Annotated in this window: 14 protein-coding genes; 4 read left to right on the forward strand and 10 right to left on the reverse strand. The window is 68.0% G+C overall.

Features of this window, described 5'->3' with window-relative positions:
- The 4 genes from E5A74_RS06640 to E5A74_RS06655 form a co-directional block, all read right to left on the reverse strand.
- Window positions 1-1,737 carry a DUF885 domain-containing protein gene (locus E5A74_RS06640; protein ID WP_135983741.1) on the reverse strand — a complete coding sequence of 579 codons (1,737 nt, stop codon included), beginning with the start codon at window positions 1,735-1,737 and terminating at the stop codon, window positions 1-3.
- A gap of 29 nt (window positions 1,738-1,766) precedes the next feature.
- Complete coding sequence (locus E5A74_RS06645) at window positions 1,767-2,762, reverse strand: Ldh family oxidoreductase (protein WP_135983742.1); 996 nt, start codon at window positions 2,760-2,762, stop codon at window positions 1,767-1,769.
- 23 nt (window positions 2,763-2,785) lie between these two features.
- On the reverse strand, window positions 2,786-5,164 hold the full coding sequence (locus tag E5A74_RS06650) for a glycoside hydrolase family 127 protein (RefSeq protein WP_240699702.1): 2,379 nt from the start codon (window positions 5,162-5,164) through the stop codon (window positions 2,786-2,788).
- A 75-nt stretch (window positions 5,165-5,239) separates the two neighbouring features.
- Window positions 5,240-5,986 (reverse strand): FadR/GntR family transcriptional regulator, encoded by a 747-nt coding sequence (locus E5A74_RS06655; RefSeq protein WP_240699703.1) that lies wholly within the window; start codon window positions 5,984-5,986, stop codon window positions 5,240-5,242.
- 140 nt (window positions 5,987-6,126) lie between these two features.
- Here E5A74_RS06655 and E5A74_RS06660 point away from each other — a divergent pair, with 140 nt between their 5' ends.
- From E5A74_RS06660 to E5A74_RS06670, 3 genes are all read left to right on the forward strand, one after another.
- Window positions 6,127-8,868 carry a DUF5695 domain-containing protein gene (locus tag E5A74_RS06660; protein WP_135983474.1) on the forward strand — a complete coding sequence of 914 codons (2,742 nt, stop codon included), beginning with the start codon at window positions 6,127-6,129 and terminating at the stop codon, window positions 8,866-8,868.
- A gap of 7 nt (window positions 8,869-8,875) precedes the next feature.
- Complete coding sequence (locus E5A74_RS06665; RefSeq protein ID WP_135983475.1) at window positions 8,876-10,708, forward strand: Svx/AvrXca family virulence/avirulence protein; 1,833 nt, start codon at window positions 8,876-8,878, stop codon at window positions 10,706-10,708.
- Between the two features lie 100 nt (window positions 10,709-10,808).
- The gene (locus tag E5A74_RS06670; protein WP_338111799.1) at window positions 10,809-11,219 is read left to right on the forward strand and encodes an endonuclease domain-containing protein; all 411 of its coding nucleotides are present in this window, start codon (window positions 10,809-10,811) and stop codon (window positions 11,217-11,219) included.
- A 71-nt stretch (window positions 11,220-11,290) separates the two neighbouring features.
- Here the strand turns inward: E5A74_RS06670 and E5A74_RS06675 are convergent, their stop codons facing one another.
- The 6 genes from E5A74_RS06675 to E5A74_RS06700 form a co-directional block, all read right to left on the reverse strand.
- Window positions 11,291-14,320, reverse strand: coding sequence for a TonB-dependent receptor domain-containing protein (locus E5A74_RS06675; protein WP_206365786.1), 3,030 nt, complete (start codon window positions 14,318-14,320; stop codon window positions 11,291-11,293).
- A gap of 29 nt (window positions 14,321-14,349) precedes the next feature.
- The gene (locus E5A74_RS06680) at window positions 14,350-15,348 is read right to left on the reverse strand and encodes a glycosylasparaginase (RefSeq protein ID WP_135983476.1); all 999 of its coding nucleotides are present in this window, start codon (window positions 15,346-15,348) and stop codon (window positions 14,350-14,352) included.
- 460 nt (window positions 15,349-15,808) lie between these two features.
- On the reverse strand, window positions 15,809-17,725 hold the full coding sequence (locus E5A74_RS06685) for an alpha-L-fucosidase (RefSeq protein ID WP_135983477.1): 1,917 nt from the start codon (window positions 17,723-17,725) through the stop codon (window positions 15,809-15,811).
- 11 nt (window positions 17,726-17,736) lie between these two features.
- The gene (locus tag E5A74_RS06690) at window positions 17,737-20,055 is read right to left on the reverse strand and encodes a GH92 family glycosyl hydrolase (RefSeq protein ID WP_135983478.1); all 2,319 of its coding nucleotides are present in this window, start codon (window positions 20,053-20,055) and stop codon (window positions 17,737-17,739) included.
- Window positions 20,052-22,616, reverse strand: coding sequence for a glycoside hydrolase family 3 C-terminal domain-containing protein (locus E5A74_RS06695; RefSeq protein WP_135983479.1), 2,565 nt, complete (start codon window positions 22,614-22,616; stop codon window positions 20,052-20,054). Before E5A74_RS06695 ends, E5A74_RS06690 begins: the two co-directional genes overlap by 4 nt.
- Window positions 22,613-25,222 (reverse strand): beta-mannosidase, encoded by a 2,610-nt coding sequence (locus E5A74_RS06700; protein ID WP_135983480.1) that lies wholly within the window; start codon window positions 25,220-25,222, stop codon window positions 22,613-22,615. Before E5A74_RS06700 ends, E5A74_RS06695 begins: the two co-directional genes overlap by 4 nt.
- 247 nt (window positions 25,223-25,469) lie before the next feature.
- Between E5A74_RS06700 and E5A74_RS06705 the strand changes: the two genes are divergently transcribed.
- Window positions 25,470-26,207 carry a GntR family transcriptional regulator gene (locus E5A74_RS06705; RefSeq protein ID WP_135983481.1) on the forward strand — a complete coding sequence of 246 codons (738 nt, stop codon included), beginning with the start codon at window positions 25,470-25,472 and terminating at the stop codon, window positions 26,205-26,207.
- Window positions 26,208-26,211: the final 4 nt, after the last annotated feature.

The following is a 26,211-nucleotide window of genomic DNA, read 5'->3' on the forward strand; positions in this document are numbered from 1 at the left end:
TCATTCCTCGTCCGGATAAGGGCCCTTGCCGCCCTCGGCGATCAGCTGGTCGACGCGCCGGTCGATCTCGGGGATCGGCACCGAACCCAACGCGAGCACCGCATCGTGAAAGGCGCGCAGGTTGAACTTCGCGCCCAGCGCCTTCTCGGCCCGCGCGCGCGCCGCGAGGATCGCCAGCTCGCCGGTGTAATAGCTCAGCGCCTGCCCGGGCCACGCGATGTAGCGATCGACTTCGGTCTCGATCTCGTGATCGGCCAGCGCGGTATTGTCGTGCAGGAATTGCTGCGCCCGTTCGCGGCTCCAGCCCTGCGCGTGGATGCCGGTGTCGACCACCAGCCGCGCCGCGCGCCACATCTGGTAGCTGAGCATGCCGAACAGCTCATAGGGCGTGGTGTACATGCCCATCTCTTCGCCCAGCGCCTCGCAGTAAAGCGCCCAGCCCTCGCCATAGACCGAGAGATAGGTGTCGCGGCGGAATGCCGGCAGATCCCTGTTCTCCGCCGCGAGCGGCATCTGGAAGGCGTGGCCCGGCGCGCTCTCGTGCAGCGTCAGCGCCGGCAGCGAATAGAGCGGCCGCGCCGGCAGATTATACGTGTTGATGAGATAGACGCCCGGCCCGCCGCGCCCGCCGGTGTAGAAGGGCGCGATATCGTCGGGCACCGGGATGATCGCGAAGCGGCTGCGCGGCAGCCGGCCGAAATATCTGGAAGCCTTGCCGTCGAAGCTCTTGGCGATCCATGCCCCGCGGTCGAGCAGCGCCTGCGGGGTCTTGGCATAGAATTGCGGATCGGTGCGCAGGAACTTGAGGAAGGCGGGCAGATCGCCCTTGAACCCCACCTGCTGCATCACGCCGTGCATACGCGCGCGGATCTTGGCGACCTCGGCGAGGCCGATCGCATGGACCTGCTCGGGGGTCTGGTCGAGCGTCGTGTATTCGGCGACCTTGGAGCGGTAATAGGCCCGCCCGTCGGGCAGGTCGTACGCCGCCAGCGCCGTCCGCGCGCCCGGGATATATTCCTCGCGCAGGAAGCGCAGCAGCTTGGCATGCGCCGGCATCACCGCCTCGCGGATCGCCGCCTCGCCCTCGGCGCGCAGCCGCGCCTGCGTTTCCGCCGGCATCCCCGCCGGAAATTTGGCGAAGGGTGCGAAGAAGGGGGAATCTGCCGGCGACTTCGCCTCGGCGACCTTGGCCACCCCGGCGTCGCGACCCTGCAGCGTGATCCGCGACGGCGTGAAGCCGCGCTTCAATCCCCCGCGCATATTGACGATCTGCTGGTCGAAATAGCGCGGCACGTCGCGCAGCGTCGCGAGATAGCGGCGATAATCTTCCTCGCGCACGAAATCGCCCCGCGCGCTCTCGGCGAGATCGCCCCAGAAGCTCGAATCCGCATTGAGCGGCTTCTCGTAATCGCGGAATTTCTGCTCGTTCAGCAGCGCCTCGATCTGACCCTTGAACACCGCATAATTGACCCGCTCGGCGGGCGAGAGCTTCGCCGGATCGATCTTGCCCAGCGTCGCGAGCGTCGCGGTCCAGCGCGACAGCCTTTCGGCCTGCGCAGCGGGGCCGATATCGGGCAGCCCGAGCTTCTGGTCCTTGGGGCTGTCCTCGTTGGGCGCCTGCTGGCGCTGCCGCCACGCATATTCCTCGGTGTAGAGTTTCCGCAGCTGCGCGTCGGCGGCGCCCCGCGGGATCCCCGCATCGGCCGCCGTCGTCATCACCGCCACGCCCGCCAGCATCACTGCCGCTCTACGCCATGTCGCCACGCTCAAACTCCGATCGCCATGATGTCCGCATATAGCGCCGCGGGGATGGTCACGCCTTCCGCCAGACAGCGTGCCCGCGCCGCATAGCGTCGCTGCGAGGGCAGCCTCGCGCCCTGCCCTTCGATCGCCGCGAACATCGCCTCGGCGCGCGTCAGATTCGCCAGCACCGCCTCCCCCAGAAACCCCGCCCGATCGATCGCGAGGATCAGCTCGCCGCCGATCGGCGATCCGCCGCGGCTCTCGTCCGCCGCGATCGATTCGGCGCTGGTCATGTCGCCGATCAGCGGTCCGGCGAGCAATTCGACCATTGCGGCCAGCGCCGATCCCTTGTGTCCGCCAAAGGTCCGCATCGCCCCGTTCAGCACCGCCTCGGCGTCGGTGGTGCCGCGCCCCTCGGAATCATAGCCCCAATCCTCGGGGATCGACCGACCCTCGCGGCGGTGCAGCTCGATCTCGCCGCGCGCGACGGCGCTGGTCGCGAAGTCGAACACGAAGGGTTCGCGCCCCGGCCGCGGCCACCCGAACGCGATCGGATTGGTCCCGAACACGGGTTTGGTCCCGCCCGCCGGCGCGACCCAGGCATGGCTCGGCGTGAAGGCCAGCGCGACCAGCCCCTGGTCCGCCAAGGCCTCGACTTCGGGCCACAGCGCCGCGAAATGGACGACATTGTTGAGCGCCAGCGCCGCAATGCCGTTGGCGCGCGCCTTCTCCACCAGCAACGGCATGCCGCGTTCGAAGGCGAGCTGCGCGAAGCCGCCGCCACCATCCACCTGCACCAGCCCCGCCTTGGGCTCCGAGACCTTCGGCACCGCATCAGGCACTACCACGCCTGCGCGGATGCTGCGATCGGCGACGAGCAGCCGATAGATACCGTGGCTCGCGCAACCGTCGCGCTCGCCCGAAACCATCGTCTCGGCCACCGCATCGGCATGTTCGCCCGCCAACCCCGCCGCGCGCAGCTTGGCCCGGGCGAGCGCGCGCAGTTCGTCGAGCGTCATCGCGACGCCGGCCGCGGGCTCACTCAAATCTTCGCGCCCGGTTTCGCGGTGAACAGCCGCACCCCGAAGATCGGGCCGGCGGTGCTGCGATCGTGCGGCACGATCCGCACCCGCACTTCCTTCTTGCCCTTGGTCAGCGCCTCGGGGAGCGGATATTCGGCGTCGAAGAACTTGCCCGGCCTGTCGTTGTCGAGCGTCTGCGTCGCGACCTTCACATTGTCGACGAGGATGTCGAAGCCGCGCTTGCGCTCGCCGCCCCAATAGGTCGCCTGCAGGATCAGCGGGCCGTCCTTAGGCCTGAGCGTGAACTCGATGAACCCGCCCGATCGCGCGTCGCGTCCCTGCCGGCCGCGATAGGTGACCGGATAGGAGATGTCCGAGGTGAGGTTGTGGTCGCGCTCGGGCTGCATCTCGCCAAGGAACATCACGTCGACCGAGCGTGCTGCGATGTCCTTCAGCCGCGCCTGCTCGGCGAGGAACGCCTTCTCCTCCGCCGCCCACGCACTCTCCGAGAAGCGCTTGAAATAAGTCGCGCTGCGCCGGTTGTACTGGCGGTAGAAGGGCACGAACTGCAGGTCGGCGGGCCGCACCACGCCGCGGGTGTTGAAGATGCCCTTCGACGCATCGCTGGGCGTGAATGCTGCAAGCAGATCGGCACCAACCAAAGCCGGATCGGCCTGCTCCCACTTTACGTCCTTGGGCCCGAGATCGGCAGCGAGCACCATCGGCCCGCTCAGCACTGCGATCGTGTTCGCATCGCCCGCCGCACTCTCGATTCGCAGATCGAGCGGCAGCGCGATCGCCACCTTGTCGCCCGCCTTCCAGCGCCGGTTCACCACCGCATAGCCGCGCTCGAACACCGGGGTCGCCGGCTGCCCGTTGACCGTCACCACTGCCTTGCCCGCCGCCCAGCCAGGCACGCGCAACGCGACCGGGAAGCGCCCCGCGCGGACCCTGGTGAAGGTCAGCGTCGAGTCCGGCGCGAACGGATAGTTGGTCTCGAGCGTCAGCGTGGCATTGCGCTTCGCCCAGCTGGCATCGGCGGGGATGTAGAGATTGACGATCAGCCCGCCGGCATCGTCTTCCCAGAAGATCGACTCGCCGTGCTTCGCATGCACTTCCATGCCGCTGCCGACGCAGCACCAGAAGGCGTCGTCGTCGACCGTCGAATAGCCGCGCTCGCTGCCGGTCATCAGCGGCGTCATATAGGTGAAGCCGCCGGTCGCGGGGTCCTGCGCCGACATCACGTGATTGAGATGCGCGCGCTCGTAAAAGTCGAACAGCGCGCCATCGGGCTGCCAGCCATAGAGGTGCCGGGTCAGCTTGAGCATGTTGTAGGTGTTGCAATGCTCGCAGGTCTGCTCCGTGACGTGATCGGCGACCGTGTCGGGGGTGAAGAAATATTCGCGGTCGGCATTGCCGCCGATCACATAGCTGTGGTGCTGCGTCACCCGTTCCCAGAAGAAGGTCGCCGCGGTCCGCCGCTTCTCGTCGCCGGTGATGTCGTAGATCCGCGCCAGCCCGATCAGCTTGGGCACCTGGGTATTGGCGTGGAAGTTGGCGAGCTTGTCCTCGCGGTTGCCCAGCGGATCGAGCACGCGATTGTCGTAGAGCGTCTCGGCCATCTTCAGCCAGCGGGGGTTGCCGGTGCGCTGATGCATCTCGGCGTAGCTCTCGTTGAGCCCGCCATATTCGCAGCCCAGCACTTCCTGCACCTGCGCCGGCGTCAGCGCCGCGAACACCCGCTCGAAATAGCCGCCAAGCCCCTCGACGACCGTCAGCGCCTTCTTGTTGCCCCACGCGCCATGGACGTCGAGCAGCCCGGCAAAGAGCTTGTGAACGGTGTAGAGCGGCGACCATGAGCCGTTGAGATCGAACCCGCCGGACTTGATCTCGCCCTTCATCACCTCGCCGAAGATCTCCTCGCCGTCGACGACGGTCCCGTCCTTCCGCTTGCGGCCGAGCGCGCCGACATAGCCGGTCCCGCGCTTCGCCTGCGCCTCGGCGAGTTCGTCGACGATGTAATCGGCACGGCGGCGCATCTCGGCGTCGCCGGTCTGCTGCCACATCAGCGTGAGCGCGGTGAGATAATGGCCGAGCGTGTGGCCCGCGATGGTGTCGCTCTCCCACCCGCCATAGATCGCCGCCCTGGGCTCCAGCCCGGCATATTTGCGGAAATTATGGAGCAGCCGGTCGGGGCTGAGCCGATGGAGATACTTGCGATTGACCTCGACGGCGGTGGCATAGTCGGAAGGCCGCAGCCGCACCGATCCGAGCGGCAACGGCTTCACGCCTTTGGGCGCGAACGCCCCCGCCCCGACGGCCCGCGCGACCCTCGCCTGCCCTCCCACCGCCAGCACGGCGGCACCGAACATCAGTTCCCGGCGGGAGGCACGCATCATCGGCATCTCGATCTCCTGAATACCGTATACGATTATCGCCGGTGATCCGGAGCGTCAATCCGCTTTCCGTCCTTCCTATTCGTCCCGCAGCGAAAGCTCGGTGTCCGCCAGCGCCAGCCGCACCAACTCGGTCATCGCCGCGCGCGACGCTTCGGGATCCGCCGCGGCGATCGCCTCGAGCAGCGCGCGGTGCTCGGGGATCGGATCGCGCGGCAAGGCGCGGTTGCGTTGCTTGTAGATCGTCGTCCACGCGATCGCCGCGAGGATCGAGCTCGCCAGCGCGATCATCGCGTCGTTGCGGGTCGCCTCGAGCATCGTCATGTGGAAATGCTGGTCGGCGATGCGGCCCTGTTCGGTGGCGAGTCCGTGCCGCGCCATCGCGTCGAGCGCTTCGCGCATCGCCGCCAACTGCACCTCGGAACGGCGTTCGGCGGCGAAGGCGGCAGCGGTAGGCTCGACCACCATGCGCAGCTCGAACAGGTCGAGCACGAATTTGAGGCTCGGCTCGGCCTCGAACTGCCAGGCGAGCAGATCGGGATCGAGCAGGCTCCACTGGCGCCGCGGCGCAACCCGGGTGCCCGCCCGCGGGCGGCTCTCGACCAGCCCCTTGGCGGCAAGCGTGCGGAACGCCTCGCGCAGCGCCGGGCGCGAGATGCCGATCTGCTCGGCATGCTCGATCTCGCTGGGGAAGACATGCCCCTCGGGCAATTCCCCCGAGAGGATCATCACGGCGAATTGCTGGGCGAGCGACCCCGTCCGCCGCAATGCCACCGCGGCCGGCAGCAGCGCGCCTCGTCTGTCGTCGGTGCGAAATGCGGACAAGGCCCTCTCCTCGCTGACAACGCTAGCGGCTCGCCACCGCAAAGCAATGCGTCATACATTATACGGTATAATTTTGTTGAGCTAGTTGGATGCGCTCGATATGCAGCAAGGCCAACGCCATCGACGCCATCGGGGAAGCCATGTCCAACGCCCGCACTCTCGCCCCCGCGGCGCTCTTCCTCGCCGGTATAACGACCGTGCTCTGTCTACCGGCCCTGCACGCGCAGGAACAACCCAAGCCGGTCTTTGCCCCGATCCAGACCAGTACGCACCGGGTCGGCGCCTTTCAGGTAGCCCTACGCGCCGACACCCAGACGCTCGCCCGCCTCTCCCCCGCCGCCGAGCCCGGCTTCAGCTTCGTCCCCACCGCGCGCGAGCCCGAGCGCGCCGGCGACGGCTACAACCATGTCGGCGACCTCAACCTGCGCGTCCGCGCGCCCGGCGGCGCATGGCAGGACTTCGCCTCGGCCCATGCCCGCAAGCCGATCCGCCGCCTGCCGGCATCCGGCAAGACCCTCGCCGCCGCCGACATCACCGCGAGCATGGGCGAGAACGCACCGTTCACGGTCGAGCGCCGCTGGCTCGACGAGGCCGGTCTGCTCGCGCTGCGCTTCCGCATCACCAATCGCTCGGGCGCCCCGCTCGAGATCGGCGCGCTCGGCATGCCGATGGTGTTCGACAACATCATCACCGATCGCAACCTCGATCAGGCGCATGCCGAGGCGAGTTTCGTCGATCCCTATATCGGGCGCGATGCGGGCTATCTGCAGGTCACCCGCCTCAACGGAAAGGGCCCGGCGCTGCTGGTCCTTCCCGAAAAGGGCAGCCCGCTCGAAGCCTGGGCCCCGCTCAAGAACCCGCGCGAGGCCGGCGAGTCGATCTTCACCGACAAGAGCCCGCGCGGCCAGACCTCGGAGGGATTCTACGACTGGACCGTCCACAGCCTCGGCTATGCCGATCGCGAGTGGAAGCAGGCCGGCGAGCAGTGGAACGCCCCTACCGGGCGCACCCTCGCCCCCGGCCAGACGATCGAGGTGGGCGTCCGTATGACCGAGGCGCCGTCGATCCGCGCGATCGAGGCGACGCTGATCGCCAACAAGCGCCCGGTCGCGATCGGCATCCCCGGCTATGTCGTCCCCGCCGACCAGTCGGCGACGCTGTTCGTCAAGGCGCCGTCGGCGATCCGCAAGATCGAGAGCTTTCCCACCGGTGCAGTCGAGGCCACGCCCGCCGGCAGCCGCAAGGGCTGGACCCGTCTCGACATCCGCGGCCGGCAATGGGGCCAGGCGCGCCTCACCCTGACCTATGCCGACGGTCAGGCCCAGACCGTCAGCTATTTCGTCACCAGGCCGCTCGAGCAGACCATGGCCGATCTCGGCCGCTTCTCGACCAATCAGCAATGGTATGAAGGCAAGGGCGACCCCTTCGGCCGCTCGCCCGCCATCCTCACTTACGACAACGAGGCGAAGAAGATCGTCGATGTCGAGCCGCGCGTGTGGATCGCGGGAATGAGCGACGAAGGCGGCGGCGGGGCATGGGTCGCGGCGACGATGAAGCAGCTCGACAATCCCGATCCCGCCGAGATCACGAAGATCGAGCGCCTCGTCACCGAGACCGTGGTCGGCAATCTCCAGGTGGCCGACGGTCCGCAGGCCGGCGCGGTCAAGAAGAGCCTGTTCTACTACGACCCCGCCAAATTCCCCGATCTCTACAAGGACGCCGACAAGTGGAAGTCGTGGACCTCGTGGAAACCGAAGGACGCCGGCGATCTCGGCCGCGCCTATAACTACCCCCATGTCGCGATCGGCCATTGGGTGCTCTATCGCACCGCGCGCAACCATCCCGGCCTCGTCACGCGCCACGACTGGCGCTGGTATCTCGACCACGCCTACCGGACCACCGTCGCGATGATGCGCGACGCGCCTTATTATGCCGAGTTCGGGCTGATGGAAGGCGATGTCTTCGTCGACATCCTCAAGGACCTCAAGCGCGAGGGCCTCACCGCCGAGGCCACCGAGATGGAGCGGCTGATGAAGCAGCGCGCCGATCACTGGCGCACGCTCAAATTCCCCTTCGGTTCGGAGATGCCGTGGGATTCGACCGGCCAGCCCGAAGTCTATGCGTGGATGCGCTATTTCGGTTACCAGCCGCAGGCCGAAATCACCCGCGAAGTGATCCTCGGCTATGATCCGACGATCCCGAGCTGGGGCTATAACGGCAATGCCCGCCGCTATTGGGACTTTCTCTATGGCGGCAAATATCCGCGGATCGAGCGCCAGATCCACCATTATGGCTCGGCGCTCAATGCGGTCCCGCTGTTCGACGCCTATCGCCAGAACCCCGGCGACCTGCATCTGCTCCGCGTCGCCTATGGCGGGATGATGGGCGGCATCACCAATATCGATCAGCAGGGCTTCTCGTCGGCGGCATTCCACGCCTGGCCCGATATGATGAAATGGGATCCCTATACCGGCGATTACGGCATGGGGTTTTACGGCCACGCCCTCGCCGCCGCGACCTATCTGGTCAACGACCCGACCTTCGGCTGGCTCGGCTTCGGCGGCGACGTGACCCAAGGCAAGGACGGCGTCCAGATCCAGCCGAGGGACGGCGCCCGTGCGCGGCTGTTCGTCGCGCCCGCCGGCGCGTGGATCACGCTCGACGCGGGCAAGATCGCCAATGTCACCTACACGCCGATCAACGGCGCGATCACGCTGACGCTCGATCCGGCAACAGCGGTGACCCCCACGGCCCGGCTCCGCATCGAGACCACGACTGCGAATGCTCGCGCGCTGACACCCTCGGCCGGCACCCTCGAGCGCGGCGCCTGGACGATCCCGCTCGGCACCGCGCCGACCCTCGTCAAGCTCAGCCCGCGCTGAGCCCCGCATGCGCCTGCGCACCGCCGCCCTCGCCGCCCTTCTCGGCGGCGTCCTCGCCGCACCCCCGGCGTTGGCCGGGGAGAACGCCCGCTGCGCGGCGGGCAGCTGGAAGCCGGTCGCGACCGACCCCGCCGACCCCAACGCCAAAATCCCGCTGCGCTACGAGACGCCGCATTTCGCCTTCCACTGGCAGGGCGACCTCGTCTCGCCCGAGATCGCGCGCGCGGCCGGCGCGCACCTCGAAGCCGTCTGGACGTATTTCCTCGACACGCTCGACTTCCCCGAGCCCGATTGCGCCACTGCCGCCAAGCGCAAGGCCAACATCTTCATCGCCGCCGATTACGGCCTGACCGGCGGCGTCGACGAAGCCGGCAATATCGGCATGTGGATCGGCCCGGGCGGGCTCGAGGATCGTTTCGGGCTGGCGCACGAGCTGACGCACGCGCTGCAGGGCGGCACCGGCGCGTTCCGCGACACGCCCTATGGCGGCTGGCTGTGGGAGAGCCATGCCAACTGGATGACCGTCCAGCTCCCCGAGTTCCGCGGCAACACGCATTGCTCGGTGCTGTCGGTCAACCATCCGCACCTCTATTACGGCTCCACCCGCGTCCGCTACTGCAACTGGCAGTTCCTCGAATATCTGAAGGACCGTTTCGGCTATGCCGCGATCAACGCCATCTGGCGCGACGCTCCCAAGCGCGGAACCGCCGGCGCCGACAGCGCCGATCCGATCGAAGTGCTGATGCGCAGCCGCGGCTGGACGGTGGCGCAGCTCAACGACGCGTTCGGCGACTGGGCGATGCACAATGCGCATTGGGACTATACCAATCCCGACGGCTCCGATCAGGGCGCGATCTATCGCCGCGCCTATGGCGGCTACGAACCGTCCGACGCCCGGCCGCTGCGCACCACCATCCTCGACCCGCTCGATCGCGACCGCCGCCGCTTCGCCGTCGCGCCCGCAGGCGCGCCGCAACGCTGGGGCTACAATATCGTCCCGCTCCACCCCGATGCGAAGGCGACCAAGGTCAGCGCCACCTTCCGCGGGGTGGTCCAGCGCGCTCCGGCCGTCACCAGCCTGCCCGGCCTCGCCGACGAGCCGACCACCATCCCCGCCCCCGCCTCGGACTGGCGCTGGGGCCTCGTCGCGGTCGATGCCGCCGGCAAGAGCCGCTACTCCGCCCTCCAGCGCGGCCCCGACGGCGCGGCGACGATCGCGCTCGAGCCCGGCGACCAGGGCCTGTTCCTTGTGGTGGTCGCCACCCCTTCGCAGTTCCACCACATCCAGTGGGAACAGCCCTACCATTCGATCTATCGCTACCCATGGATGGTCCAGCTCACCGGCGCGATGCCCGAGGGCTTCCAGCCCGACGCGCCCGCGCCCGTCCGCGGCGGCCACCGCCACCCGAACGGCGGCGGCTGGGTGGCTCCCGGCGCCGTGGTCGACGCGACCGCCTGGGTCGGCCCCTATGCCCGCGTCCTCGCCGGCAGCGTCCGCAACCATGCCCGCGTCGAAGACCATGCGGTGATCGCCAGCGGGCAGATCCTCGGCAATGCCCGCGTCTCGGCGCTGTCGGTGATCCGGGGCAACACCATCGTCAAGGACCGCGCCCGCGTCGCCACCACCTTCCTCGGCATCGGCGAGCTCGAGCAGAACATCGTGCTCTCGGGCACCGCGCAGCTGATCGGCGATGTCGAGCACCGCGGCGGCACCTTCGCGAAAGGCATCTATTCCGGCTTCGTCGACTCCGCCGCCGCCAACGACCCGCGCCGCGGCGCGAACCTCGCTGCGCCGCCGCCGGAGGTGACCGCCGCGCCGCGCTACGTCTGGCGCCCCTGATATGTGAACACGCCGTACGCGGCGCACTTATTCCCCTCCCTGCAAGGGAGGGGTCAGGGGTGGGTTGGCGAGCGCAGCGAAGCCATTTTACCCTCCTCGCATGCTGCGCCGAGTCGATCCGCGCCTGACCGCTCGCGCACGCGAATTGCGCAACAATCCGACGCCTGCCGAGATAGCGATCTGGCACCGCGTGTCACGCTATCGCCCGCCCTTCACGCGTCAGCATGTCGAAGCCCCGTTCATCATCGATCTCGTGTGCAGAAAGGCGAAACTGGCGATTGAGCTCGACGGCAGCCAGCATATCGAAACGGCCCACGCCGATGCCCAACGGACTGCGCACCTTCAATCCTTGGGCTGGCGCGTGATCCGGCTGTGGAACTCAGAGGTGCTCGCGAACCCCGATGGAGCGGCCCGGTATATTCTGTCCACCGCCGCCGAGTGCCTCGGCGGCACCCACCCCCAACCCCTCCCTTCCAGGGAGGGGCGTGCGAGACGGCCGAGATATCGCTGAGCCCCCAAAAAAAGAAAAGGCCCGCCTCCGGAGAGGCGGGCCAGTTGGGATCTGCAGGGGTGCAGAAAGGATCAGAAGTTGATCGTCGTCCCGAACGCGATCTGCCGGCCGAGCGAGTCGTAGCGGGCCGAGATCGTGTTCGCGCGCGACAGGCCGATATTGTACGAGTTCGGCAGGATCGGCGGAGTCTTGTCGAGCAGGTTGTTCGCCGCGATCCGGAACGAGAAGTTCTTCTCGACGCGGAAGTTGAGCGCGAGATCGAAATAATCGACCGCCGCAATGCGGTAGAAGGTCGTGCGCACGTCGGCCGGCTTCCAGCCGAGGCTTTCCTCGCCCGAGTTGGACACGTTGGTCAGCGGCCCGAGGTGGCGCCAGTTCAGCGAGGCGCTGAAGAACTGGTCGGCCGTGGTCCAGGTGGTGCGCAGATTGTGCGTCCACTTGGGGATGAACTGGCCGCAGCCCGCGCCGCCATAATAGCCGACGCAATTCTTCTCGAGCAGGATCGGCGAGTCCTGGCCCCCGGCCAGCGTGGTCAACGACCCCGCAAAGTCGAAGTCCAGCCGGCCGGCGCCGCCCAGCGGCAGCGCGTACTGGGCCTGGAAGTCCCAGCCGTGCGACTTGCTCTTGTAATAGTTGGTCGTGCCCTGACGGATGAAGCCCGTCGCGGGGTTGCCGTCCGGATTGCTGAACAGCGTCCCGTCGGCATTGCGCACGAACATGCTGCAGAAGAAGTCGCTGCCGGTGATGCGGCAGCCCTCCGAGAAGTAGCTATAGTCGTTGTAGCCGATCGAGTCGTTGAGATCGATCATGTAGCGATCGACCGAGACGACCAGGCCGGGCAGGAAGCGCGGCTTGAGGACGATGCCGATCGTCTTGGTATAGGCGGTCTCGGGATCGACGGTGAAGCCGCCGGCCCGATAGGTGCAGCCGATGTCGGTCGGGCAGAGCAACGAGGCGCTGCCGTAGAGATTGTCGGCAAGGCCGGTCGCGGCGCAGGTCTCGCGCGATGCCGCCGGGGCGCCATAGGTCGGGATCTGCTGGCCGGTGTTCGGATCGATCGTCGTGCCGGTGATCGTCGGCGCGCAGATGTCGTTGAACGCGGTGGTGATCCGGCCGTAGCTGATGTTGCTCCCCTGGAACGCCTCGACCACGGTCGGTGCGCGCTGGGCGCGGTTGATCGAGGCGCGGAAGGTGATGTCCGGGATCGGCGACCAGATCGCCTCGGCCTTCCACGTCGAGAAGGTGTTGGGGTTGCTGCTGTACTTCGACAGGCGATAGGCGCCGTTGACCTGCAGCAGATCGGCGAAGGGCTTGTCCTGCGCGATCGGCACCTGAAGCTCGACATTGCCTTCCCAGACATGCTGGGCGAGCGACTGGTCGCTGCCGCCATTCTGCTCGCGCCAATTGGCGTCGGCATAGCTCTTCAGCTGGTCCTCGCGATATTCGGCGCCGAACGCGATGGCGAGGCCGTCATCGGCCCAGGGGCTCTTGATGCCATAGGTGCCGAGATCGCCCTGCACGGTCGCGATCGCATTGTAGAGCGTGTTGACCGTGGTCTGGGTGCCGTAGGTGCCCTCGAGCAGATAGTCGAACAGCGCCGGGGTGTTGATCGTCGAGCCCGCGCTGAACGGGTCGAACGGCAGGCAGCCATTGGCCACGTCGTTCACGCAGCTGATCGAGCCGCCATTGTTGACGACGTTGAGCGCGTTGTTGATCCGGTCATAGCTCGGCGTCGCCCAGCTGGTGTCCATCTTGTTGCGGGCATAGACGCCGCCGACGTCATAGCTCCAGCCCTTGGCGAATTCGCCGCGGATGCCGCCGGTGATGCGGGTGCCCTGGTTGAGGTAGCGGTCTTCCTGGTCGGGCACGCCGCTGAAGCGGTAGCGCAGCTCGATCGGCACCATCGTGTTGGTGCCGGCCTGCGCGCCGCAGATCGTCGATGCCTGCGCGGCCGAGAGGAACGGATTGGCGCAGCTCACCTGATACGGGCCCGAATAGATGCCCGAGGTCAGCACGCGCGCCGGATAGAGGTTCACCGACTTGTCGCGGAACCACATCGCATTGGCATAGAGCTCGACAGCGTCCGAGATCTCGAACGACGTGAAGCCGCCGGCATTCCAGCGCTCGTCGGCGCGCTGGAACGAGTAGCCGTCATAGGGATTCTCGGCGACTGCGTTCGAATAGGGGATGAAGCTGCGCGACCCGTTGGGGTTGTTGACATAGGCGTTGCCGGCGTTCGGCCCGCTCTGCGGCGAGACATAGCCGGTCTTGGTGTAGGTCGAGAGCGTGCAGGTGAGCGGGCCGTCCTTGACCGCCTCGGTCAGCTGGCAGCCTGAGGTTTCGCGCGCGCCATAGGGGACGAGGTCGGCCTTGCGGTAATTGACATAGGCCGAGATGTGGAAGCGGTCGTCGAACAGCTTCTTGCCCGCGGTCAACGACAGGTCGACGCGGCCGCCATCGGTGACGAAATTGTGGTTCGGCTGTGCGAAGCCATATTGGCTGGCGACCTGCGAGATCAGGCCCGGCTTGTTCTGGTGCGCGTAGAAATTGTAATTGGCGTTGGCCTGGATGCCCTCGAAATCATCGTTCATGATGAAGTTGACGACACCGGCCACCGCATCCGAGCCGTAGACCGCCGAGGCGCCGCCGGTGAGCACGTCGACGCGCGAGATCAGCGCGGTCGGGATCATGTTGGCGTCGAGGCCGTTCATCGTGCCGAGGCGCTTGCCGTCGACGAGGATCAGCGTGCGCTCGAAGCCGAGATTGCGCAGCTTGATGCGCTGGCGGCCGTCCGAATCCTGATAGTTCTGCTGGCTGTCCGGGGCGATCTGCGGGATGCGGTTGAGCACTTCCTCGATGTTCACCGCGGCCTGCGCCTGGATCGACGCCGCAGTCACCGACTGGATCGGTGCTGCTGCCGCGGCGTTGGGCCGGTTGATGCGCGAGCCGGTGACGACCACCGCGCCTTCGTCGGTGACGCTATCCGCCGGCGCGGCCTGCTCGGCCTCGGGCGCGGCGCTCTGATCCTGCGCCAGCGCGGGAACCGCGAACAGACCCGCTGCACAGGTCGACGCCAACAACAACGCATTCCACTTCTTCATCGCCATTTTCCCTTTTGAGTCCCTGGTGCTCATTTCGTCCGGCCCGGCCCTTTCAGGCTCTCCGCTGCCCGAACCTCGGTGCGCCCCTGCGGATCGGTGACCGCAAAGGTGAATCCCGGCTGGAGGGCGAACGCCCCCACTGCGCCGCGCGTATCGATCGCCAGAAAGCCGACCTGCACGTCCCTGACCGCGTCGCCGCGCAGCTGCGCGATGTGCAGCACCGCCTCGCGGCACGCCGCCTGGGGGCTCATTCCGGCGCGCATCGACGCGACCACGCGCGCCGTGCCGACGATCCGCGTCACTTCCTCGCCGACGCCGGTCGCGGTCGCCCCGCCGACGCCCTTCTCGACGAACAGCCCCGAGCCCGCCTGCGGCGAATCCCCGACCCGTCCGCGCAGCTTGAACGCCATGCCCGAAGTCGTGCACGCCCCGGCCAGCCGCCCGTCGGGTCCACAGGCGAGCATGCCGATCGTGTCGTGATCGAGCGCCGAGCCGCGCTGGTTCTCGCTATTGGCGATCGGCTGATATTTCGCGGTCTTGAGCCAGTCGCGCCACGCCGCCTCGGCCTCGGGCGTGAGCAGCTTGACCGGTGCGAACCCCTCGGCCAGCGCGAACTGCCGCGCCCCCTCGCCGACCAGCATCGTGTGCGGGGTCTTCTCCATCACCCGGCGCGCCACCGAGATCGGGTGCATCATGTCCTCGAGCGCCGCGACCGCGCCGACATTGCCGGCATCGTCCATCAGGATCGCGTCGAGCGTCACATGGCCGTCACGGTCAGGATAGCCGCCAAAGCCGACCGAATGGTTCGACGCGTCGCTCTCGGGCACCTGCGCGCCCGCCTCGAGCGCGTCGATCAGCGAGCCCCCGGCCTTCCAGCGCGCAAACGCCGCCGCATTGGCAGCCGCGCCGAAGTCCCATGTCGAGACGAACAGCGCGCGCGCCGCCGGCGCCGCAACGGCGGCGGCAGGCGCAGCGGCCGCGACGCCGCCCAGGCCGAGCGCAAGCGCTCCCCGACGTGAAGTCTCCATCCCAACCCTCCGTCGACTCGCTTGATCGCGAGTCGTCCGTTGTGCGCCCGCGACGTTCGTGCCGCTGATCCGCAACACAGAATTCTCACAGGTGAAATATCATTTCAATACCAAAAACGAAATTGGTTTTATAAAATCTCGTCCTCGATAGGACCAATGGTCCTGCGCAGGCGCGACGTATCGTGCGCGGGCGGCTTCCCGCACGCGGGCGGGAACGGTATGGGATTGCCAGCGCCGGCATGTGGCGCTCCCCGATCCTCCCTCGCGTTAGCGGGGGAGGTGGCGCCGAAGGCGACGGAGGGGGCCTTTCCACAAGCGACGTCGCCCGTGGAGTGCGGGGTCGGATCGTCGCCCGGACGATCCTCGAACATGCGGGGCATGTTCGACCCCACACTCCCCCTCCACCACCGCTTCGCGGCGGTCCCCCTCCCCCGCTGCGCGAGGGAGGATTTGGTCGCCGCTACTGTGCGGCGGTGAATCCGCCGATCCCGGCGATCGCCAGCCGCGGCTCGGGCAGCGCGGTCTCGTCGAAGCGCAGCCGCAGATAGCGGGCATCGCGCGGTGCCGCGAAAGCGATGCGCTGGGTCGACAGCGCATAGGCGATGTTGCCGAATTCGCCGTTCGCAGCCGGCTGCCAATTGGTCCCATCCACGCTCGTTTCGGCGACATAGCCCTTCGGCGGCGAGGCTTTGGACATGACGTGCCGCGACGGCGTGAGGCTGAACCCGGCAAGTCGCGCAGCCTTGCCGAGATCGAGCGTGACGCTCGCCGGCGCGGCCGCGCTCGGCGTCGGGAGCACCCATATCGTCGCCGCGTCATTGTCGAGCAGTTTCTCGGCGCCGGGCGCGCTCGCCGACGCGACGCGCCAGCGGGTCGTGTCGAGCACGGTCGGATCGCTCGATACGATCGCCGCGACCGGCATCGGCGCTACCGCGCGGAACAAGGCGAACTCACTGATCGCCGGCGATACCGGCGCCTCGACGATGCGCAGCCGCACCCGTCGCGGCGCGATCGGTTCGGCGAGCCGGATCACGCGCTGCGCCGAGATGCATTGCCCCTCGGCGAGCGTCCGCCACGTGCCGTCGATCTCGGCATCGACCGCGAAGCGCGTCACGCGCACGCCGAGCGGCAGATATTCGCGCAGCCGGATCACGTCGAAGCGGGTGCCGGGCTTGAGATCGAGCGTCAGCGCCGGCGCGGTCACGCCGTCGGGCGTCGACCAATAGCTCTCGCGGTTCCCGTCGAGCACGCGCGCCGGCTCGAAGCCTTGCCCACGGCTATGGCTGGCATGCGCGAGCGCGCCCTTTGCGAGGTCGCGCGCGAAGGTCGCGCGGATCGTGTCGCCGAAGGATTTGAGGATCTTGACGTCCTGATCGGGAATCCGCCCGCGGCGGTCGGGCGGCAGATTGAGGTTGAGATTGGTCCCCCGCCCCACCGATTCGTCATAAAGCCGCACCAGCCGCGCGGGGCTCTTCACCTTCGAATCCTCGTCGGCATGGTAGAACCAGCCCGGCCGGATCGAGACGTCGGTCTCCGCCGGCCACCATAGCGGCCCGCCGCGCACCCCCGAATTGCCCTCGCTCTGGACATAGGGATGGTTCGGCATGGTCGGCCAGCACGGATCGCCGGCCACCCCGTCCTCATTGCCCACCCAGCGGATATCGGCGCCGAGCGGATCGAAGGTGCACGCGTCGGGCTGGAGTTTATGCACCAGCGCGACGATCGAAGGCCAGTCATAGTAGCGCGGCGCGTCGATCTTCCGCGCCTCGCGCGCGCCGCCATAATAGCCGTCGCCGCCATTGGCGCCGTCGAACCACACTTCGAACAGCCGGCCATAACGCGTGCACAGCTCGGTCAGCTGGGCGCGATAGTAATCGACATAGGCGGGCCGGCCATACTCGGCATGGTTGCGGTCCCAGGGCGAGAGATAAAGGCCGAAAGGCAGGCCCGCCCGCCGGCAGGCATCGGCCATCTCGCGGACGATATCGCCCTTGCCGTCCTTGTAGGGGCTGTTGCGGATGCAGTGCTCGGTGAGCCTGGTCGGCCACAGGCAGAAGCCGTCATGATGCTTGGCGGTGAGGATCAGCCCGCGCAGGCCGCCCGCCTTGGCCGCGGCGACGATCTGGTCGGCGTCGAAGTCCGAGGGATCGAACAGCCTCGGGTCCTCGTCGCCATAGCCCCATTCCTTATCGGTGAAGGTGTTTATCGAGAAATGGACGAAGGCATATTGCTCGCGGCCGTGCCAGCGCCACTGCCGGGGGCTCGGCACCGCGCCGAAGGGCCTGGGCGGCGCCACCCGCGCCAATGCGGGCGCAGCCGGAAGCGCGCTGGCGGCAAGGCCGGTGGCGATCAGGTTGCGCCGGGAAAGCTCGGTCATTCCTTACCTCTTCAAGCGGGAGTGCGGCCGAACGACGGCGGCCGGTCGGCCGGCGCATGGCCGAAGGCGCGATTGGGCGTGCGCGCCATGGTGAAGCGCAGCGTGCCACCCTTGGTCAGTTCGGAATGGCCGATCCAGCTCTTCGTCCACGGCCGCCCGTTCCACGTCACCGCGACGACGTATGGTGTATCGGGGCCGTTGCCCGGCGCCTCGATCACCAGGCTGCGCCCGCGCCCCACCGAGACCTCGGCGCGTTCGAACAGCGGCGAACCGAACACATAGGCGGCCTCGACCGGATCGACCGGATAGAAGCCCAGCGCCGCGAAGACGAACCACGCGCTCATCTGCCCGCAATCGTCGTTGCCGATGATCCCGTCGGGATCGTTCCGGTACATCTCGGCGCACAGCCGCCGCACCATCGCCTGCGTCTTCCACGGCGCACCCGCATAGGCATAGAGCCAGGGCGCGTGCTGATCGGGCTCGTTGCCATGGGCATATTGGCCCACCAGCCCGGCGATATCGGGCGGCGCATTGGCGGGGAGCGTCGAAGGCGCGCTGAACAGCGCGTCGAGCTGCGCCTCGAACTTCGCGTCGCCGCCCAGATGCGCGATCAGGCCGTAAATGTCGTGCTGGTTGAGGAAGCTCGCCTGCCAGCCATTGGCCTCGGTGTAGTCGCGCCAGTCGGGCTCGGGCATGTGGCCGAGCTGGATCGGATCATAGTCCTTCCACCAGCTGCCATCGGCGAAGCGCGGCCGGGCGAACCCGATATCGGCGTCGATGACGTTGCGCCAATTGCCCGATCGCTTCAGCAGTCGATCGGCGTCGGCGTCCGCCCCCGCCGCACGCGCGAGCCATGCCGAGGCCCAGTCGTCATAGGCATATTCCTGCGTGCGGCTGACGCTCTCGTTGACCTTGTCGGCGGGGACATAGCCGAGCCGATCGTAGAAATCGCGGCCGCGGCTGTTGGCGAGATCGGGCGCGCCGAAATCGAAGCTGCGTTTGGCGATCGCCGGCCAAGCCGCGGCATAGTCGGCGGGGATGCCCTTGGCGTGCGCCTCGGCGATCGGCACCACGCCGTGCCAGCCGATCATCGTTCCCGTCTCCCTGCCCTGGAGCGGCCAGACCAGCGGGCCGTACGGCGATTGCGCCGTCTGGCGGATCAGATCGTCGACCAGCGCCTTCGCCCGCTCGGGCGCAACGAGCGTGAGCAGCGGGTGGAGCGCGCGATAGGTGTCCCACAGCGAGTAGCTGCTGAACGCCGCCTCACCCGCGGGTGCCCGCTGCACCTTGCCGTCGAGCCCGGGATAGCGGCCGTCGACATCGGAGAGCAGGGTCGGCGCGACCTGCGCATGATAGAGCGCGGTGGCGAAGATCGTGCGCTGGTCGGGGGAACCGCCCTCGACCCGGATCGCGCCGAGCGACCCGGCCCAGCGCGCCTGCGCGGAGCGGCGGACCTTGTCGAAGTCCCAATGCCGCGCCTCCGCCGCCAGATTGGCCCGCGCGCCGGCGACATCGACCGCCGAGATCGCGCAGCGGATCAGGATCGGCGCGGCGCCGGCGTCGTCATAGTGGAAGACGGCCTTGAGCCGCTTGCCGGCGACGCGGCGCGTGCCTGCGGGCTGTTCGGCATCGCCGTCGCCGTAAAAGGTGACGCGGTCGGGCGCGCGCGAGAATTGCATCGCGAAGAAGACCCGCCGCCCCTTGGCCCAGCGGAACACGCGGCGTCCGCCGGTCAGCGTGCCGTCGGCGTCGAGTTCAAGCGCGGCTTCGTCGATCAGCGGCCGCCCGCGCGGGCTATCGGCGACCAGATGCGAGAGATCGACCAGCACATGGCCGCGGCCCTTGGGGAAACGATAGCGGTGCCACCCGACCCGGTCAGTGACGCTGAGCTCCGCCTGCACTCCGCTTTCGAGCGCGACGCGGTAATAGCCCGGCTCGGCATGCTCGCCCGAGAAACGCTGGCGATAGCCCTGATCGGGATCCTCGCGCGGCCCCGGCAGCAATTGCACCGGCCCGCGCGTCGGCACCACCAGCACATCGAGCATGTCGCCGATGCCGGTGCCCGAAAGATGGGTGTGCGAAAAGCCCATGATCGACGTGTCGGTGCGATGATAGCCCGAACACGCATCCCAGCGCTCGACATCGGTATCGGGGCCGAGCTGGACCATGCCGAAGGGCAATGTCGGGCCAGGATAGGTATGGCCGTGCCCGCCGGTGCCGATGAACAGGTTGGGCGCGGCGCCCGCCCGCCCGCGCGCACCCGCCGGCGCGGCGGCAAGCGTCAGCCCCACCGCGCTCGACGCGAGCAATTGCCGCCGCGTCACGTTCATTTGGGCAGTCCCGCTGCGTCGCCGGTGAGCGTGAATTCGGTCCACGCCCCCGCCCCGTCTCCGGGCTGGCCGCCGCCGAGCCAGAGCTTGTAGGTGCCGGGCAGCACACGCCGCGTGCCGTCGCGCGCCACGCTGCTGATGCTGCGCGGATCGAGCGTGAAGGAGAGCGTGGCCGTCTTGCCAGGGACGAGCGTGACGCGGCGGAAGCCGACCAGCTGGCGCTGGAGCACCGGTGCGGTCATCCCGCCGGCACCTTTGGGCGCGGGGGGCACCAGATAGGCCTGGACGACTTCGTCGCCGACGCGTGCGCCGGTGTTGCGCACGCTTATGGTCGCAGTGATCGGCGCACCGGTCGTGCCGCTCTTCGCCTGCGCACCGGCATAGGCGAAGCTGGTATAGCTGAGGCCATGGCCGAAGCCCCAGAGCGGGGTGCCGGTGAAGTAGCGATAAGTCCGCTCCTTCATGCCATAGTCGATGAACGCCGGCAGATCCGAAGTCGATTTGTAGAAGGTGACCGGCAGCCGGCCCGACGGGTTGTTCAATCCGGCAAGCGTCTCGGCGAGTGCGGTGCCGCCCGCCTCGCCCGGATACCAGGCGGCGAGGATCGCGTCGGCCTGTGCCGGATCGACGGCGACCGCGCTGCCGCTGGCCAGCACCAGCACGATCGGCTTGCCCGTGTCGCGCAGCGCCGTCAGCAGGCGCTGCTGGACGAGCGGCAGCGCGATATCGGTGCGATCGCCGCCGACGAAGCCCGGCACGCTCACTTGCAGCGCCTCGCCTTCGAGATCGGGCGACAGGCCGAGCACCGCGACGATCACATCCGCATCCTTCGCCGTCGCCACCGCCTGCTGGAGCAGCGGCTCGGCGGGCGGCAGCCAGAGCAGGCGGATGCCTTCGTCCTCGCCGGCATGATCGAGCTCGAGCCGGAAGCTGTGCCGGCGCCCGTCGCTGTCGATCGGGAACTCGATCCGGCCCCTGCCGAGCACGCCATTGTGGAGCTGCTTGCCGTCGATCCAGAGCCGCACCGCGTCGTGCGTGGTGCAGTCTTTCCAGCAGGCGGGGATGTCGATCGTCAATGTGGTGCGTCCAGGCCCCGGCGGCACCAGTTCGCCGCTCCAGCGCACCGCGAAGCCCTTGGGGTCGAGCCCGGGCAATGGCGCGACGCGGGTATAGTTGAAATCGATCCGGCGATCCTGCCGCACCGCGATCGGCATGCCGCCGACGCGCGGGGCGGCGAAATACTCGGCCTTGAGCCCCGGCTGGCCACCGGCGGCGAGCGCGGTCTCGGGCACCACCACCGGCGCGCCGTCGGCGAGCACCGATCCCTGCGCGTAGGTCACCTTGTCGGCACCGAACTGGCGGCGGATACCGTCGAGCGGCGTCACGGGGGCGACTGCGGTGCCGTGGTAATTGGCTTCGAGCGCGCCGAGATCGTCGGCATTGGCGCCGATCACCGCGATCCGGCTGCCCGGCTTGAGCGGCAGGCGCTCCGCATCGTTCTTGAGCAGCACGATTGCTTTGCGCGCGGCCTCGAGCGCGCGTGCACGGTGCGCGCGGGTGCCGATCTGGTCCGGGCGGATCGTGCTCCATGGGCTCGTCGCCCCGAAGATCGTGCCCAGTGCCTGCCGCGCCGAGAGCGCGCGGGTCAGCGCGGTGTCGATCTCGGCCTCGGTCACCAGCCCGCGCTGCACGGCTTGCGGGAGCGCCGCATAGGCCGAGCCGCAATTGAGGTCGTTGCCGCCACGGATCGCCGCCGCCGCGGCCGCCGCGCCGTCTAGCTTGTAATGGTGAAACAGGTGGATGTTTGCGACTGCGTCGCAGTCGGAAACGGTAAAACCGCTGAACTTCCAGTCACTTCGCAACCGCTCGATCATCAGCGACGGCATTGCGCACACCGGAGTGCCGTGAATCGCGTTATAGGCGCACATCAGCGAGCGCGCGCCACCTTCGGTCACTGCGAGGCGGAATGCGGGCAGATAGGTCGCCTCGAGATCCTGCGGGCTCGGGTCGACGTCGAAGCCGTCGCGCCCCGCCTCGGGGCCGCTGTGCACCGCGAAATGCTTGGGCGTCGCGATCACCTTGGGGTGGCGCGGATCGGGCCCTTGCAGCCCGCGAATGAACGCCACGCCCAGCTGCCCGGTGAGATAGGGATCCTCGCCATAGGTTTCCTGCCCACGGCCCCAGCGCGGGTCGCGGAAGATATTGATATTGGGGGACCAAATCGTCAGTCCCTCATAGATCCGCCGGTCCGCGCCGACCGGCCGGGCATTGAACTTCGCCCGCGCCTCGGTCGCGACAACATCGCCAACTTTGCCGAGCAATTCGACGTCCCAGGTCGCGGCGAGCGCGATCGCCTGTGGGAACACCGTCGCGTCGCCGTTGCGCGCCAGCCCGTGCAGCCCCTCGTTCCACCAGTCATAGGCCGGCAGCCCCGCCTCCCTGTCGGCGGGCGCGGTGCTCTGGAGCTGCGCGGCCTTCTCCTCGAGCGTCATCGTGGCGATCGCCTTGGCAACCGCATCGGGATCCGGATCGGCGGCGGCGAGCAGGAGGAACGGGATCATTGCTGCGGCCCCAGGCTGCGCAGCGTCAGCGCACGCGCCAACGCCGTGGAAGATGCCTCCGAAGCGATGTCGAGCGTCACGCTCTCGCCCGGCAGCAAATCGAACCCGTCGTCGCTCGGCTGCGCGGCGATGTCGCCGAAATCGAGCATCACCGCGCGGGCGAGCGCCGTCGCGGTGACCGTCACGCGCTTGCCCTCCCAGCGCGCCGACAGGCCGGGTGCGGGATAGGCCATCTCCTTCGGCACACCGCGCTCGACGATCTGGCGCGAGACGCTGCGCCCGTCGACCAGCAGTTCGGCGACCGCATAGCTGGCATTCGCCGCGGCTCCGGCGAAGAGATCACCATCGGCGAGGCTGGCGACTTCCTGCGCGGACAGCGGATCGAGCGTCATCGCCCCACCTTTCGCGCCCAGCTTGCCGCCAGCCATGTCGAACGCTGTCACGCGCCATTCGGCGGTGATCGGCGCGGTCGCGTCCGAGACCAGCACGATCCGCGTCGCGCCGTCGCGATGCTCGGCCACCACCGCCTGCGGCGCGAAGAAGCGCCGCGCGGCGTAGTGGAGCAGCTTCCACCGGCCGTGATAGTCGATGCTCGCCCACGAGATCGCCGGCCAGGTGTCGTTGATCTGCCAGTAGAGCGAGCCCATCGTCACCGGGCGGCAGGCGCGGTGGTGGCGCGCGGCGAGGTCGATCGCCTGCGCCTGATTGACCTGCGTCAGATAGACGAGATCGGCGAAATCCTTCGCGGGCCGCAGGCGCTGGTCGAGATAGAGCTGTAGCCGGGCATTGCCTTCGCCGGCGAGGAACTTCTGATGCGCCTTGAGCACCGGGCTGTCGATCGCCAGGCCGCCCGGGCCGGCAAAGCCACGGATCGTCGCCAGATCGGGCATCGCCTGGAAGCCATATTCGGACATGAAGCGCGGGCAGCCGTCGGTATAGCGCGCGACCGGCTTCGAGCCCGACCAGACATCCCAGAAATGACGGTCGCCATCCTTGTCGGTATCGGTCGGCCCCTCATAATCGGTCGAAGGCGAGCCCGGCCAATAGGGAATGCCGGGCGAACGCGTCAGCACCGCGTCGCGCAGCACGCGATCGAACAGCACTGCCATGCCCACGCCGATCCGCTCCTGCTCGTCGGCGCCGACGTGCTTCTTGAACGCCTTGCGATCGGACCAATTCTCCCAGCCCGACAGCACTTCGTTGTTGCCTGCCCAGACCACCAGCGAGGGGTGCGGCTGGAGCCGCTCGACCTGCTCCTCGGCCTCGATGCGGACATTGTCGCGGAACGCAGCGTCGGGCGGGGTGATCGCGCCGCCGAACATGAAGTCCTGCCACACCATGATGCCGAGCCTGTCGGCCAGCGCGTAGAACGCGTCGTCGAGATAATAGCCGCCGCCCCAGACACGCAGCATGTTCATGTTGGCGTCGCGCGCGCCCTGCACGATGCCGCGCATCTGGGCTTCGCTCACCCGGCCGGGAAAATTGTCGAACGGGATCAGGTTGGCGCCCTTGGCAAAGACCGGCACGCCGTTGATCTTGAACCCGAAGCTGCCCTCCTTGCGGATCAGCTCGACCGTGCGCAGCCCGATCGTCTGCGATACCGCATCGCTCGCCGCGCCCTGCACGATCAGGCTACCGGCGACTCCATAGAGCGACTGATCGCCATAGCCGACCGGCCACCAGCGCCGCGGCCGCGCGACACTGAGCGGGATGCTCACCTCGTTGATACCCGCCGCAACCTGCACATGGCGCTCGACGGTCTGCAGCGCGCCGTCGGGTGCGGTCAGCGTGGTGCGCAGCGTCAACGAGGTGCCACCATCGGCGACGATGCGGTAACGCGCGACCAGCCGCGCCTCAGCGTCGTTGAGCGCTTCCTGCTCGACGCGCAGCGCGTCGATCCACGCATCGTCCCACGCCTCGAGCCGCGCCGGGCGCCACACGCCGATATTGACCAGCCGCGGCCCCCAGTCCCAGCTATATTGGTATTTGGGTTTGCGGATATAGGGCGAGGTCTGCTTGCCCTTGGGCTCGTCGCCAAATGCCGAATCATACTCACCCGGCAGCGGATGCGCCTCGGCCAGCACCATCGGCTGCAAAGTCTTGATCGGCGAGGCGATCGCGATCACCAGCTCGTTGCGCCCCGCCTTGAGCGCGGCCTTGGCGTCGACGCGCCAGCGGCGATGCGCGTTGGCGGTGGCCAGCAGCACCTTGCCGTTGAGCGAGACGGTTGCGAAGGTGTCGAGCCCGTCGAACACTAGGTCGAGATGGTCGCGCGCCAGCATCGCCGGCGTCACGTCGATCACGCGCCGGAACTGCCAGTTGGTCAGCCCGGCCCATTGGATCGGCGCCTCGTTGATGCCCTTGAACGGATCGGGCACGCGCTTCGCGGCGATCAAGTCTTGCTGGACGCTGCCCGGCACGCGCGACGGAAACCAGCGCGCCTCGTGCGGATGCGCCCTGGCTGCCTCCGCATCGGCGGGATCGATCCGGACCTCCCACGCGCCGTCGAGCCCGATCGTCTGCCTCGGCGCACCCTGCGCCTGCGCGGCGGAGGCCACCAAGAGCGCACTCCACGAAACGCAGCCGGCCAGCCTGACGATGCCCATGCAATCTCCCTCATCGGGCGTCCCGCCGGACGCAGCGCCGCGGATGTAACCAATATGGGACCGGGCGCACAATAGGTTCATCAGTGAAAACTTTTTCAAAACAGCCGTCTCGCCGACGGCGCCGATCTGCCGGAAATAGTGCAGAAATACCAATTCAAGACCTATCCTTTTGGCCGGTTGCCTCGAAGGGTGCCTTGCGATAGCCGTCCGGCCGGGCGATGCGGCGAATACGCCGTCAGGAGGATCAATGGGGTTTTCGGATCAGGTGGGAAGGCTGCGGGCCGACAAGTCGGCGCCGCTCTATGTCCAGCTCCAGCAGCTCATCCGCGACGCGATCGGCGAGCAAGTCCTCGATCAGGGCGACGCGATCCCGCCCGAGCGCGACCTCGCGGTCGAATATGACGTGTCGCGGATCACGGTCCGCAAGGCGATCAGCGGTCTCGTCGAGGAAGGGCTGCTCTCGCGCCGGCGCGGCGCCGGCACCTTCGTCGTCGGGCGCGTCGAGAAGAGCTTCTCCAAGCTGTCCTCCTTCACCGAGGACATGGCGGCGCGCGGCCGCGTGGCGAGCAGCAGCTGGATCTCGCGCGCCGCCGGCCAGGTCTCGCCCGAGGAAGCGATGGCGCTCGGCCTGTCGCCGGGCGCGCCGGTGCTCCGCTTCGCACGGATCCGCTATGCCGACGAGGTCCCGATGGCGCTCGAATTCTCGACCATCGCGGGCTATTGTCTCGCCTCGGTCGATGCCGTCGACAATTCGCTCTACGCGGCGCTCGAAAAGGCCGGCACCCGGCCGGTGCGCGCGCTACAGCGGCTGCGTGCCGTCCCCTTCACCGGCGAGCATGCGAAGATGCTCGGCGTCGATCCAGGCCATGCCGGACTGTTGATCGAGCGGCGCGCGTTCCTTCGCGATGGCCGGCCCGCCGAGGTCACGCGCTCTTATTATCGGGGCGACGCCTATGATTTCGTCGCGGAACTCAGCGACATCTGACCTC

This window comes from Sphingomonas naasensis (assembly GCF_004792695.1).
In the GTDB taxonomy this organism is placed as follows: Bacteria; Pseudomonadota; Alphaproteobacteria; order Sphingomonadales; family Sphingomonadaceae; genus Sphingomonas; species Sphingomonas naasensis.